General features: G+C 62.8%; 13 protein-coding genes and 1 pseudogene. 5 read left to right on the top strand and 9 right to left on the bottom strand.

From position 1 onward, the window contains the following. The 4 genes from RMO23_RS00490 to guaB all read right to left on the bottom strand — a co-directional run. The coding region (locus RMO23_RS00490) for an antitoxin (RefSeq protein ID WP_309678016.1) at positions 1 to 765 on the bottom strand (765 nt) is incomplete at its 3' end. Then, on the bottom strand, positions 765 to 1,862 hold the full coding sequence (locus RMO23_RS00485; RefSeq protein WP_309678014.1) for a type IV toxin-antitoxin system AbiEi family antitoxin: 1,098 nt from the start codon (positions 1,860 to 1,862) through the stop codon (positions 765 to 767). The genes RMO23_RS00485 and RMO23_RS00490, both read right to left, overlap by 1 nt. Positions 1,863 to 2,125: 263 nt before the next feature. Further along, positions 2,126 to 3,745 carry a glutamine-hydrolyzing GMP synthase gene (gene guaA / locus RMO23_RS00480; RefSeq protein ID WP_309678013.1) on the bottom strand — a complete coding sequence of 540 codons (1,620 nt, stop codon included), beginning with the start codon at positions 3,743 to 3,745 and terminating at the stop codon, positions 2,126 to 2,128. 121 nt (positions 3,746 to 3,866) lie between these two features. Then, a complete protein-coding gene (gene guaB / locus RMO23_RS00475; protein ID WP_309678011.1) occupies positions 3,867 to 5,336 on the bottom strand; it encodes an IMP dehydrogenase in 1,470 nt (489 codons plus the stop codon). Positions 5,337 to 5,515: 179 nt separating this feature from the next. Between guaB and RMO23_RS00470 the strand changes: the two genes are divergently transcribed. Then, a complete protein-coding gene (locus RMO23_RS00470; protein ID WP_309678010.1) occupies positions 5,516 to 6,055 on the top strand; it encodes a DUF4124 domain-containing protein in 540 nt (179 codons plus the stop codon). A gap of 21 nt (positions 6,056 to 6,076) precedes the next feature. Here the strand turns inward: RMO23_RS00470 and RMO23_RS00465 are convergent, their stop codons facing one another. Together RMO23_RS00465 and RMO23_RS00460 are read right to left on the bottom strand one after the other, a co-directional pair. Then, on the bottom strand, positions 6,077 to 6,421 hold the full coding sequence (locus RMO23_RS00465) for an RnfH family protein (RefSeq protein ID WP_309678008.1): 345 nt from the start codon (positions 6,419 to 6,421) through the stop codon (positions 6,077 to 6,079). Continuing rightward, positions 6,421 to 6,870 carry a type II toxin-antitoxin system RatA family toxin gene (locus RMO23_RS00460; RefSeq protein ID WP_309678007.1) on the bottom strand — a complete coding sequence of 150 codons (450 nt, stop codon included), beginning with the start codon at positions 6,868 to 6,870 and terminating at the stop codon, positions 6,421 to 6,423. Before RMO23_RS00460 ends, RMO23_RS00465 begins: the two co-directional genes overlap by 1 nt. Before the next feature lie 56 nt (positions 6,871 to 6,926). Between RMO23_RS00460 and smpB the strand changes: the two genes are divergently transcribed. From smpB to RMO23_RS00440, 4 genes are all read left to right on the top strand, one after another. Beyond that, positions 6,927 to 7,472, top strand: a complete 546-nt coding sequence (gene smpB, locus RMO23_RS00455; RefSeq protein WP_309678006.1) for an SsrA-binding protein SmpB — start codon at positions 6,927 to 6,929, stop codon at positions 7,470 to 7,472. 121 nt (positions 7,473 to 7,593) lie between these two features. After that, complete coding sequence (locus tag RMO23_RS00450; protein ID WP_309678004.1) at positions 7,594 to 7,968, top strand: hypothetical protein; 375 nt, start codon at positions 7,594 to 7,596, stop codon at positions 7,966 to 7,968. Positions 7,969 to 8,018: 50 nt separating this feature from the next. Further along, positions 8,019 to 8,558, top strand: a complete 540-nt coding sequence (locus tag RMO23_RS00445; RefSeq protein WP_309678001.1) for a sigma-70 family RNA polymerase sigma factor — start codon at positions 8,019 to 8,021, stop codon at positions 8,556 to 8,558. Positions 8,559 to 8,575: 17 nt separating this feature from the next. Further along, entirely contained in the window at positions 8,576 to 9,412 is an 837-nt protein-coding gene (locus RMO23_RS00440; RefSeq protein WP_309678000.1) for an anti-sigma factor, read from the top strand. 38 nt (positions 9,413 to 9,450) lie between these two features. Here RMO23_RS00440 and RMO23_RS00435 read toward each other — a convergent pair whose 3' ends face one another. The 3 genes and pseudogenes from RMO23_RS00435 to RMO23_RS00425 form a co-directional block, all read right to left on the bottom strand. Further along, positions 9,451 to 10,584: an enoyl-CoA hydratase/isomerase family protein gene (locus RMO23_RS00435; protein ID WP_309677998.1), complete on the bottom strand. Its 1,134-nt coding sequence runs from the start codon at positions 10,582 to 10,584 to the stop codon at positions 9,451 to 9,453. Beyond that, positions 10,581 to 11,456: a DMT family transporter gene (locus tag RMO23_RS00430; RefSeq protein ID WP_309677996.1), complete on the bottom strand. Its 876-nt coding sequence runs from the start codon at positions 11,454 to 11,456 to the stop codon at positions 10,581 to 10,583. The genes RMO23_RS00435 and RMO23_RS00430 overlap by 4 nt, the downstream gene beginning before the upstream one ends. A gap of 108 nt (positions 11,457 to 11,564) precedes the next feature. Continuing rightward, positions 11,565 to 12,090 (bottom strand): annotated as a pseudogene (locus RMO23_RS00425) (translational GTPase TypA); the annotation flags it as partial.

Raw genomic sequence — 12,090 nt, 5'->3', positions numbered from 1 at the left:
GCGGTAGCCCTCGGTCGCCTCGTCATTGGCGAATCGGCGCCTCAGGACATCGAGTCCCTCCCGGATGACGGCTGAATGCGAGCCGGCCATCGCATGGCCAAAGGCTGCGACGACGGCGCCGAGCCCGTCTGGGGCATGCTCGATGCAGTAGATCAGGTCATGGGCGTCCTTGCGCTCGAAACGCTGGTCGAACGCGAAGGCCTTCAGGCAAGTGAAGCTGACGATGTCCGCATGCTTGACGCGTTCGGTGGCCATGCCGTTCTCGCCCAGCAGCTCCGCACGGATCTCGGTGACCTGATGCAGGTCGAAAACGATGGACGAGTGCGGGATGTTGAGCGCCGAGATCGTGCCTTCCGTCGGCAACGGCTGCACCCGGCCCCCGGCGATCTGGGGCGCATCTGCCAAGAGCTCCAGCACCATCAGCGCCCCGTGCTCGGTGCGCGTTTGCCAGCGCCACGAAAGCTTCAAACCCTGTTCGTTGACAGCGCGCTCGAACCCCATGCGCTTGAAGTTGTCCTCCAGCGAGTGGTACGCGTCGGTGTCGGCCAGGAGCTGCAGATCGATGACGATGTCGACATCCAGCGTGCCGGCGTGCGCAGGCACGTCGGGTGGACGCTGGGGCACCAGATAGCGCGGCGTCAGACCTCCGACCAGGAAGACCGACTCCTTCCATGGCCCGAGCCCGCGCAACAGCGTGACGAGGACACGCTCGCAGTCCACGGTGTAGGCATCGCTGTATCCGCCGAAGTGCGAAGGTTTGACCATCAGAAGCCGATCCTTTCCTTGCGCAGGTGCTCGGCCAATTCCTTGGCGCGACCCTCGGCGCGCACCAGGTCCAGATAGGTCTGGATCGGGCTGGCCAGCCAGGCACCGTCCACCCGCTGCCTGAACAGAAGATCCCCCGGCGACTTGGCGTCGATGACCACCAGATTCGCGCCCTCGCTGACGGGGCGGGCGCCCAGCTCACCCAGCGCAGCCTCGGTGACCGAACCGGCCGGCAAGCGGATGCGAACCTGGGAGACGTTCGACAGAAAAGGGGCGTAGCGCTGGGCAGCCGCTTCGTGGGTGACCGCGTAGTCGATCCCATGCGAAGCACACACACCGTCAAGTCCTGCGGCCAGGGCGTCGACCTTCATGGAAGGAACGAAGAACCTGCGCATCGCCTCAGCCGGTTGCTGCCGCAGGCTCGTGGCCCAGGCATCCAGCAGTGCCGCAGGCTGACTCACGCGCCGTTGCTTGCCCGGCCCCTGCCCCCGTGAATCCAGCCAGTCGAGTCGTTCCAGTTCGGTCAAGACCATCGACACGGTCGACGGGGATGCCGAGACGTCCTCGGCCAGCTCGGTCACACCCAGCCAATCCTCGCGACGCATCAGCAGGCCATGCAACACGTGAGCGCGACGCCCGGAAAACAGCGAACGGATTGCCCGGGAGGTCGACTTCGAGGGTGGCTTGTCCACGAAGAAGAGCGCCCCCGGTGCCGGGAGGTACAGGCTGCCCCCGGCGTCGAAATAACCGACCCGCTCCGCTTTCAGCAGGTCCTTGGCGCCCGGTGAGATCGATTCGGCCGCGAGCAGCGGCACGGCGCCTTCTGCGCCGGCATCGCCAGTGCGCCGCGACGCTGCATCCCGGATCTGCCAAAGTGCCTGCCGGACATCCCGTGGATAGAGCGCCTTTCGGATCCCGACCAGCAATGCCAAGGGACGCCCGGCAACCTGCATCGAGACTGAAACGTCGTTCACCGCCGCCTGCCCGCCAGCGTCGACTTGGCACGCGAGATCGGCCGTCACGTCCGGGAGGGCCCGCAGGGCTTCCAGGAGTTCGGCGATCAACGCGCTCTCGACTTCAGGTGTGTTCACGACCATGCCTTATGGGTTATTCGCTGTACAGCGAATGATTGAACTGTATAGAATATTCCGTAAGAACGAAATATTTGCTGCACAGCAAAATTGATTCCAGATCAGCTCAGTCGACCCAAAGACCGTCACGACACCTCCGTCAGATTTACCGTCAGACTGGGGCGCATCCCCCGATAGATGTCGATAGATCTCGACAGACGTTTCCTATACGGGACAAGAACTTAGCCTCGATTTCTGATAGATATCGATAGACCCTGAAAGAAGCCGAATCATTCCCACTCGATGGTGGCGGGCGGCTTGCTGCTGACGTCGTAGGTCACGCGGTTGATGCCGCGCACTTCGTTGATGATGCGGCCGGACACCTTCTTGAGCAGCGCGTAGGGTAGCTCGGCCCAGTCGGCCGTCATGAAGTCACTGGTCTGCACCGCGCGCAGGGCCACCACGTAATCATAGGTGCGGCCATCGCCCATCACGCCCACGCTTTTCACCGGTAAAAAGACCGTGAAGGCCTGGCTGGTCAGGTCGTACCAGCTTTTGCCGGTCTCGGCATCCTTGAAGTTGCGCAGCTCTTCGATGAAGATCGCGTCGGCGCGGCGCAGCAGGTCGGCATACTCTTTTTTGACTTCACCCAGAATCCGCACGCCCAGGCCCGGCCCCGGGAAAGGATGGCGATACACCATGTCGTGCGGCAGGCCCAGCGCCTCGCCCAGTTCGCGCACTTCGTCCTTGAACAGTTCGCGCAGCGGCTCCAGCAGTTTCAGGCCCAGCTGCTCGGGCAGGCCGCCGACATTGTGGTGGCTCTTGATGGTGACGGCTTTTTTGCTTTTGGCGCCGCCGGACTCGATCACATCGGGGTAAATCGTGCCCTGGGCCAGCCACTTGGCGCCCTGGTGGCCACCGTCGCCGGCTTTCAGCCGGGCGGCTTCGGCCTTGAATACCTCGACGAACTCGCGGCCAATGATCTTGCGCTTGGCTTCGGGCTCGCTCACGCCCGCCAGCTGCCCCAGAAACTGTCCGGCCGCATCGACGCGAATCACCTTGGCATGCAGCTTGCCGACAAACATGTCCATCACCATGTCGCCTTCGTTCAGGCGCAGCAGGCCGTGGTCGACGAACACGCAGGTCAGCTGATCACCTATGGCGCGGTGAATCAGCGCCGCGGCCACCGATGAATCGACACCGCCCGACAGGCCCAGAATGACCTCTTCATCACCGACCTGCTGGCGGATTTTTTCGACGGCTTCGCTGATGTAGTCGCCCATGACCCAGTCGGGCCGGGTGCCGCAAATGCCCAGCACAAAGCGCTGCAAAATCGCCGCGCCCTGTTTGGTATGCGTGACTTCGGGGTGGAACTGCAACGCATAAAAGCGGCGCTCTTCGTCGGCCATGCCGGCGATCGGGCAGGAATCGGTCGACGCCATGAGCTTGAAGCCTGGCGGCATTTCTGTGACCTTGTCGCCATGGCTCATCCAGACATTGAGCATGCCCTGCCCTTCGGGCGTGGTGAAGTCGGCAATGTCCTTGAGCAGCGCGGTGTGGCCACGGGCGCGCACATCGGCGGAGCCAAACTCGCGCTTGTGGCCGCCCTCGACCTTGCCGCCCAACTGGTGTGCCATGGTCTGCATGCCGTAGCAGATGCCCAGCACCGGCAAGCCCAGCTCGAACACCGCCTGCGGCGCCTTGTCGGTGGTGTCTTCGTAGACGCTGGCATGGCTGCCCGAGAGGATGATGCCCTTGAGCGAGCCGTCTTTGGCGTAGTCACGCACCCATTCATCGGTCACATCGCAGGGATGGACTTCGCAAAACACATGCGCCTCGCGCACGCGCCGGGCAATCAGCTGGGTGACCTGGGAGCCGAAATCGAGAATGAGGATTTTCTGGTGCTGCATTGGATTTGATCAATCGCCACGGGGCCGTCGAAGTTTGAAGACAATTTTCCGACGGGCCGCCCCTAGGAAAATTAGCCCCCTCGGGGGGCAGCGTAGTACACGCAGTGACAAGCGTGGGGGCTCAATCAGCCCGGTAATTCGGCGCTTCCTTGGTGATCTGCACATCGTGGACATGGCTTTCACGGATGCCTGCGGAGGTGATTTCCACAAACTCGGCCTTGTTGGCCATGTCTTCAATCGTGGCGCAACCGCAGTAGCCCATGCTGGCCCGCAAACCGCCGGCCATCTGGAACACGATGGCGACCATGGAGCCCTTGTAGGGCACCCGGCCTTCGATGCCCTCGGGCACCAGCTTGTCGGCATTGGGGTTGCCGGTGCTGGACTCCTGAAAGTAGCGGTCGGCACTGCCCTGCTGCATGGCGCCTATGCTGCCCATGCCGCGGTAGCTCTTGTAGCTGCGGCCCTGGTACAGGATGACTTCGCCCGGCGCCTCTTCGGTACCGGCAAACATGCCGCCCATCATCACGGTGCTGGCACCGGCGGCAATCGCCTTGGCAATGTCGCCGCTGTAGCGAATGCCGCCGTCACCAATCAAGGGAACGCCGCTGCCGCGCAACGCGGTCGCCACATTGTCAATCGCCATGATTTGCGGCACGCCGACACCCGCGACGATGCGGGTGGTGCAGATGCTGCCGGGGCCAATGCCGACCTTGACGCCGTCGGCGCCGGCTTCGGCCAGCGCCAGCGCCGCCGCGCCGGTGGCAATGTTGCCGCCAATCACATCGACCTGCGGGTAGTTTTGCTTGACCCAGCGCACGCGGTCAATCACGCCCTTGCTGTGGCCGTGGGCGGTGTCGACCACGATGGCGTCGACGCCGGCCCTGACCAGCGCCTCGACACGTTCTTCGGTGCCCTCACCGACGCCGACCGCCGCGCCGACGCGCAGCTGGCCACGCGCATCGCGCGCAGCATTCGGGAAAGTGGTTTGCTTGGTGATGTCCTTGACGGTGATCAGACCCTTGAGCTCGAAATTGTCATTGATCAGCAATACCCGCTCGAGCCGGTGCTTGTTCAAAAGCGCCTTGGCCTCTTCCAGCGATGCCGTTTCAGAAATCGTGATCAGGCGCTCGCGCGGCGTCATGATGGTGCTGACCGGCACGTCCATGCGCGACTCGAAGCGCATGTCGCGCCCGGTCACGATGCCGACGACCCGCCCGCCGTCGATCACCGGGAAACCGGAAATGCCCAGCTGCTCGCTGAGCGCCATGACCTGGCGCACGGTGTGTGTCGGCGTGATGACCACCGGGTCGCGCAGCACGCCGCTTTCGTAACGCTTGACCCTGGCCACTTCGGCCGCCTGCTGCTGCGGTGTCAGGTTTTTGTGAACGATGCCGATGCCGCCCTCTTGCGCGATGGCAATGGCCAGGCGGGCTTCGGTTACCGTGTCCATGGCCGCGGACACAAGCGGCAGGTTCAGGCGGATGTTTCGGGAGAACTGGGTGGAAAGAGAGGTGTCCTTGGGCAGGACCTGGGAGAACGCTGGCACCAACAATACGTCGTCGAAGGTGAGCGCTTTGCCGAGTAGGCGCATAGGGATGGCTCCAAAAACACGATTGTACCCTTGCCGCCAGAGCCCCCAGGGGCCACCCTTTCGGCATTTTTGCAGCAGTTTGCGAGCGATTTTCTGAGGTTTTCGGCGCCAGGCGGCAAAAATGCCGTTTTACCGCGCGGCATGCAGCAAACCACGCGGCACAGCGATACACTGGCCCAATGGATCTCAAAGTTGCTTCAAGAACCCTGGTGTTGGCCCTTGCCGGCGGGACATGTGCGCTTTCCGCACTGGCCCAGTGGCAGTGGATAGACAAAGATGGTCGCAAGGTATTTAGCGACCGCTCGCCACCGGCCGACGTGCAGGAAAAAAATATCCTCAAGCGCCCTGGCGGCAGCAACCGGGTGCTTGCGGCAGCAGCGGGCGGGAGTGCTGCGGCATCCCCTGCCCCTGCGACACCCGTTTCGGCCACCGTTGCCAAAGCCGCTGCGCCCAAGCTGTCTGGCAAAGACGCGGAACTTGAAGCGAAGAAAAAGCAGGCTGAAGAGCAAGAAGCAGCCAAAAAGAAAGTCGAAGAAGAAAAGACCGCCAAATCCAGGGCAGAAAACTGTGACCGGGCCAGACGTTACCTGACGACCCTGAAATCGGGTGTGCGGGTGGCCACGACCAACACCATGGGCGAACGCGAGGTGATGGACGACGCCAGGCGCGCGGAAGAGTCCAGACGCGCCCAGGAAGTTTCGGACGCCAGTTGCCAGTAGGTTGCAGCTTGGGGGTGGGGGCTAGTAGCCGGCCTTTGCGCCGACTCTGGTTTTTGCAAACAGCCCGGCGCTTTTCGCGCCCTGTCGGTTAAAGCGTTCCCGGCGCGCCACTTTGGGGTCTACCCGCAGGCCCCGGTAAATTTCCAGGCGATCCTGATCCCGCAGTTGGTGGTTCAAGCTGGTTTTTTTGCCCCAGATGCCCAGTGTTAACCCGGTGCCGGGCAGATCCGGAAATTCCTCAAAAATGCCGCAACGGGCAAGTGCCTCGGTCACGGTGGCTCCGGCCGCCAGTGTCAGACGCCATTCGCGGACCTGCCGCGGGGCTGGCGAGTAAACCAGCACGATGTTCAGGCGCTTGCCATCCATCAGTCTGGCTCGCCATAGACCTGGCCTGCCCTTTTGACGAAGGCATCCACCAGGCTGCCCGCAATCTTGTCGAACACCGGCCCCACCAGTCCGGCCAGTGCCGCGTTGTCAAAGCCGTAGCGCAGCATGAACTCGACCTTGCAGGCACGCTGCTTGCCGTCACCCAGGGGGTGAAAATTCCACTCGCCATCGAGCTTGGAAAATGGCCCTTCGACCAGCTTGAGGCTGACTTTGCGGTCCGGCTGGTGCACATTGAGGGTGGTGAAACTCTGCGTGATGCCGGCAATGGAAATGCCGACCTTGGCGGTCATGCCGGCGGCGGTCTGCTCAAGCACGGAAGCCTGGTCGCACCAGGGCAAAAACTCCGGATAGCTGGCGACGTCGGTGACCAGCGCAAACATTTCGGCGGCGCTGTACCAGATCAGGACGGACTTGTGAACGGTTTTCATACAATCAGGAGTTGCGCGCAATTGTATTAGCCGATGGCGCCCACATTTTCCATCCAATGGCCACCAAAGAAGCATCCTCCTCCAAAAAACCAGCCGCAGCCTCTTCCGGGAAAACCGACACCAAGCTGTCTGCCAAAGCGGCAGCTGCGGCCGTGCGCATTGCCGATAACAAAAAGGCCCTCTTCAACTACCATATTGAAGAGCGCTTTGAGGCCGGCATGGTGCTCGAAGGCTGGGAGGTCAAATCGGTGCGCGAAGGCAAGGTGCAGTTGACCGATGGCTATGTGGTGGTACGCAACGGCGAACTTTTCATCATCGGCTGCCAGATCAATCCGCTGGGCACCGCATCGACCCATGTGCGGCCCGATTCGGTGCGCACCAAGAAACTGCTGATGCACAAGGACGAGATTCGCCGGCTGATGGGCAAGGTCGAGCAAAAAGGTTTCACCCTGGTGCCGCTAAACATGCACTGGAAGGCGGGCAAGGTCAAATGCGAGATTGGCCTGGCCAAGGGCAAGGGCGAACATGACAAGCGCGACACCATCAAGGACCGCGAGGGCAAGCGGGAAGTCGAGCGTGCCATGAAGTCAAGAAGCCGGTAAGGGTGAAGGCGCCCGGTTCAAGCTGAAAAAACAATCGGGGCTGATGGAATAATCCGGGTTGCGCAGGTGTTTATGCAGGTACAGACTACTTCTGCACCACCCCTTTCCCAAGGAGAACTCCATGAAACTCTTGACCATAGCCGCCCTGTCCGCCGGAATGCTCGGGGCCTGCGCCTCGATGTATGCCCAAAGCCCCGCCAAAGTAGCCGATGGCATGCTGGTGGGCGCCAACGGCATGACGCTTTACACCTTCGACAAAGATGCCACTGGCAGCGGTAAATCCGTTTGCAACGGCCCCTGCGCCACCAACTGGCCGCCCTTGATGGCCGCCGACAGCGACAAGCCCTCCGGCGACTACATGGTCATCACCCGTGATGATGGCAAAAAACAGTGGGCCATCAAAGGCAAGCCGCTGTATTACTGGATCAAGGACACCAAGCCGGGCGACAAGACCGGTGACGGTGTGCAGGACGTGTGGCACATCGTCAAACCCTGATGTTCAGTTGGCACCCGGCATGACACCCCTGGCAGGCCGGGCCTGAGCCCATGGACCGGTCTGAGCTGATTGCCCAGATCCCCGGCCTGCGGCGCTATGCGCGGGTATTGACGGGCAATGCCTGGGCCGCTGACGACCTGGTGCAGGACACGCTGGAGCGAGCCTGCAGCAAGTGGCGTCTGTGGGCGGCAGGCTCGAACCTGCGGGCCTGGCTGTTTACCCTGATGCACAACCAGTTTGCCAACCAGGTGCGTCGCTCGATCCGGCAATCCAACGCGGGAAGGATGGTTGATATGGAAGACGTGAACGACGAACTGATTGCCGCCGACACGGGTCTGGACATGGCCATGGATTTGCACCGCTGCCTGATGCGCCTGCCCGAAGACCAGCGCGCCACGCTGTTGCTGGTCAGCCTGGAGGATATGTCCTACGAAGATGTGGCCCGGATCACCGGGGTGCCGGTCGGTACCGTGATGTCCCGCCTGTCCAGGGCCCGCGCCCGACTGCGCGAACTGATGGAAGGCAGCCTCGACAAGACGCCCGCCCTGCGCGCCGTGACCCACAAGCCGGTGCTGCATCGTCTTCAATGACCTATCCGGGCAAACCCATGAACCTGCAGCATTCCCCCCGCGCCGTCTCAGAGAGCGAATTGCACGCCCTGCTGGACAACCAGTTGCCCGCTGCCGAGCGCGGCGCGCTGGAGTCGCGCCTGGCCGGTGATGCCCTGGCCACCGCCACGCTGGCGGCCTGGCGCGCCCAGCGCGATGCGCTGCGTCAATTGCAGCGCCCCCTGCTGGACGAGCCGCTGCCGCCCAGCTTGCTGGCTGCGGCAGAGCGGGTGGCGGCGGCCCACCAGCAGTCTGACCAGTGGTGGCGCTGGGGCGGCATCGCCGCGGGCGTCCTGATGGCGTTTGGTGTGGGCTGGCTGTCGCACGGGCGGTGGGCCGCATCGCGGCCCGACACGGCCCAGATGCTGGCCAAGGCGCGAGGCACGGAACAGGAGTTTGCGCGCCAGGCGGCCCTGGCCCATGCGGTGTATGTACCGGAAGTGCGCCACGCGGTGGAGGTCGCCGCCGCACAGCAGGAGCATCTGCTTCAGTGGCTGTCCAAGCGGCTGGACAAGTCCTTGAAGGTTCCTGATCTCTCGCCGCAGGGCTACGAGTTTGTGGGTGGGCGTTTGCTGCCGGGTGATGGCGGCAACGGCGGCTCGCGGGCGCAGTTCATGTTCCAGAACGCAGGCGGTGAGCGTGTCACGTTGTACCTGGGAACGCTCAGCAGCAGCACCGCCGCAACTGCCAGCCGCGATACCCCCTTGACCTACTCCGCTGCGGGCCCGGTCCCTGAGATTTATTGGGTCGGGCACGGTTTTGCTTACGCGCTGGCCGGCAAGCTGCCACGTGACGACTTGATGAAGCTTGCCCAGGTGGTTTACGAGCAGATTTAGCAGGGCCGGGTCGCCTGGAGCCCAAAAAACCTGAACGCCTAGCGTAGCTCGCGCAGCGGATGGCTGTCTGCCGTCCAGGGGCTGACAAAAAATGCATCGGCCATACCCGGCTTGACGTCTTCAATCCGGGCGGGGTTCCACTTCGGTTGGTAGTCCTTGTCGATGGCCAGCGCGCGTATGCCCTCCACCGTTTCGCCGACGGCACCCGCACGCAGGTGAAAGCAGTGGTTCACCATGTCCCTTTCCATGCGCAAATCGTCGGCCAGGCTCATGCCGCGCGCGCGGCGAATCTGCTCCAGCGCCACATGCAGCATCAGGGGCGAGCGCTTGCGCAGGGTCGCGGCGGTTTTAAGGGCCCAGGGGTCCTGCGCGCCTTCCAGTGCATCAATGATGTGTTTTACCCGCAGCAATGAAAAATAGCTATCAATTTGGCCTCCAGCCCAGGTAGAACGCGCGGTATCAGCTATTAATTCTGTAGCAATCCACTGCTCCGCCGCCGCTGCGGACGCAAAGTTCTGGTCCGCCAGGCGCTCCCAAAGGGCCGGCAGGCTGGCCGCCTCGCGTTTGACATCGGCCAAGCCAAAGGCAATCGCGTCGTCGGCGCCTATCACCTCGCCGGTCAGCGCCAGATATTCGCCCACATGGCCCGGACAGCGGCTCAGAAAGTAGCCGCCCCCCACGTCGGGAAACAGCCCGATATTGGTTTCGGGCATGGCCATTTTGGTGTGCTCGGTGACGATGCGCACCCTGGCGCCCTGCGACAGTCCCATGCCGCCGCCCATCACGATGCCGTCCATGAAGGCAATCAATGGCTTGGGATAGGTCTGGATCAGGTGGTTGAGGGTGTATTCCTCGGTGAAGAACTCGTCCAGCGCGGCATCGCCGGCCAACGCAGCCTGGTGAAAAAACCGGATGTCACCGCCCGCACAAAACCCGCCAAACAGGCTTTCCGGCGTGCCGGGACGGCCCACCTTGTTGGTGCCGCGAACCGCCACCAGCGCTACCAGCGGGTCGTCGCGCCAGGCCCGCAGGGTCTGCAGCAAATCCTTGACCATTGGCAGCGACAGCGCATTGAGCGCCTTGGGCCGGTTCAGGGTGATCAGGCCGGCACTGCCGCGCCGCTCCACCAGAATGTCGCTCCTGGCCGCGGTAGTTGTCCTTGCGTCGCTCATGCTTTTTGTCTCCATCCAATCATCTCATTGGCCGCCAGCGCGCCTATGACCAGCGCGCCGCCGGTCAGCACACTGGCCCCAGGCTCCTCGCCGGCGCCAAACCAGGCCAGCAGGATACCGAAAATCACTTCCAGCAAGGCCAGCAGTGCCATTTCGGGCGCCTTCAGCACGCCCGCACACATCACCGCCAGCACACAGGGAATCGCCAGCTGAACCAGGCCGAGCAGGCCCAAGAGGGCCAGGTCATGCGCCGTCGCCGCAAACGGGAATGCCAGCGGCAAGGTTGCCAGCGTCGAAACCACCGCGCCCAGCAACACGGCGGGCACCAGGTCAATATTCTTGCCATGGGCGCGGCTGTGCTGCACCACCGTCCAGTTGGCGGCGCTGGCCAGCGGCACCAGCAGCGCCACCAGCGTGCCGCCCAGGTTGCTGGCCAGGTCCATCTGTCCGCCATACATCCAGGCAATGCCCGCGCCGGCCAGCGCAATCGCCAGCCAGGTGCGGGGGGCAATGCGGTGACCGATGAATACGCGGGCCAGCAAGGCGGTGATGAAGGGACTGAGGGCCATGGTCACCAGCACGTTGGCCACGGTGGTCAGCGTCAGCGCCACCATGAAGGCGGTGAACATGATGCTCCAGCAAAGACCCGACAGCCAGAAGGCCAGCCCGCGTTGGCGGATCTGCGAGAAAACCACCCGACCCCGAACCAGCGGAAGGATGACCAGCAGCGACGCCGCAGTGAAAAAGCTGCGCCAGAAGGTCACTTCAAAACTGCGGGCCGACTCCAGCTGCCGGGTCACCACACCGGCGATGGACCACATCATCGTAATCAGAACCATCAGGGCGACGGCTCGGCTATGCGTGAGTTTCATTTGAACAAAAAGTGCTGCATTGTCAAACAGTTAAAGACCAACGGCCGATGCGTGTTCACCAAGAAAAAGGCCGCTGGCTGGCAGCGGCCTTTTTCAGGCTGGTTCCGATCAGCGGCCGGCGCGCTTGCGGTCACTCTCTTTGAGGTGGCGTTTGCGCAGGCGAATCGATTTGGGTGTGATTTCGACCAGCTCATCGTCCTCGATGAACTCGACGCCGTATTCCAGCGTGCATTCGATAGGCGGCGTGATCTTGATCGCGTCTTCCTTGCCGGATACGCGGAAGTTGGTCAGCTGCTTGGTACGGGTGGCATTGACCACCAGGTCGTTGTCGCGGCTGTGAATGCCGACGATCATGCCCTCGTACACCGGATCATTGGCCCGCACGAACATGCGGCCGCGGTCGTCCAGCTTGCCCAGCGCGTAGGTGAAGATTTCACCATCGTCCATGGAAATCAGCACGCCGTTCTTGCGCCCGCCAATGTCGCCCTTGTGCGGCTCGTAGCTGTCGAAGATGTTGGAGATCAGGCCCGAGCCGCGCGTCAGGTTCAGAAATTCGTTGGTGAAACCGATCAGGCCGCGCGCCGGGATGCGGTACTCCAGGCGCACGCGGCCACGGCCGTCCGGCTCCATGTTG

It is taken from the genome of Polaromonas sp., assembly GCF_031411155.1.
GTDB lineage: Bacteria > Pseudomonadota > Gammaproteobacteria > Burkholderiales > Burkholderiaceae_C > Polaromonas.
Note: the sequence above shows the minus strand (reverse complement) of the source record. Positions and strands in the feature narration are given on the sequence as shown.

Excerpts from the sequence above, each read along its gene's own strand:
- RMO23_RS00440 (WP_309678000.1), top strand. The coding sequence starts at position 8,576 with ATGAACCTGCAGCATTCCCCCCGCGCCGTCTCAGAGAGCGAATTGCAC.
- RMO23_RS00435 (WP_309677998.1), bottom strand. The coding sequence starts at position 10,584 with ATGAGCGACGCAAGGACAACTACCGCGGCCAGGAGCGACATTCTGGTG.
- RMO23_RS00465 (WP_309678008.1), bottom strand. The coding sequence starts at position 6,421 with ATGGATGGCAAGCGCCTGAACATCGTGCTGGTTTACTCGCCAGCCCCG.
- RMO23_RS00460 (WP_309678007.1), bottom strand. The coding sequence starts at position 6,870 with ATGAAAACCGTTCACAAGTCCGTCCTGATCTGGTACAGCGCCGCCGAA.
- guaA (WP_309678013.1), bottom strand. The coding sequence starts at position 3,745 with ATGCAGCACCAGAAAATCCTCATTCTCGATTTCGGCTCCCAGGTCACC.
- smpB (WP_309678006.1), top strand. The coding sequence starts at position 6,927 with ATGGCCACCAAAGAAGCATCCTCCTCCAAAAAACCAGCCGCAGCCTCT.
- RMO23_RS00430 (WP_309677996.1), bottom strand. The coding sequence starts at position 11,456 with ATGAAACTCACGCATAGCCGAGCCGTCGCCCTGATGGTTCTGATTACG.
- RMO23_RS00450 (WP_309678004.1), top strand. The coding sequence starts at position 7,594 with ATGAAACTCTTGACCATAGCCGCCCTGTCCGCCGGAATGCTCGGGGCC.
- RMO23_RS00485 (WP_309678014.1), bottom strand. The coding sequence starts at position 1,862 with ATGGTCGTGAACACACCTGAAGTCGAGAGCGCGTTGATCGCCGAACTC.
- RMO23_RS00470 (WP_309678010.1), top strand. The coding sequence starts at position 5,516 with ATGGATCTCAAAGTTGCTTCAAGAACCCTGGTGTTGGCCCTTGCCGGC.
- guaB (WP_309678011.1), bottom strand. The coding sequence starts at position 5,336 with ATGCGCCTACTCGGCAAAGCGCTCACCTTCGACGACGTATTGTTGGTG.
- RMO23_RS00445 (WP_309678001.1), top strand. The coding sequence starts at position 8,019 with ATGGACCGGTCTGAGCTGATTGCCCAGATCCCCGGCCTGCGGCGCTAT.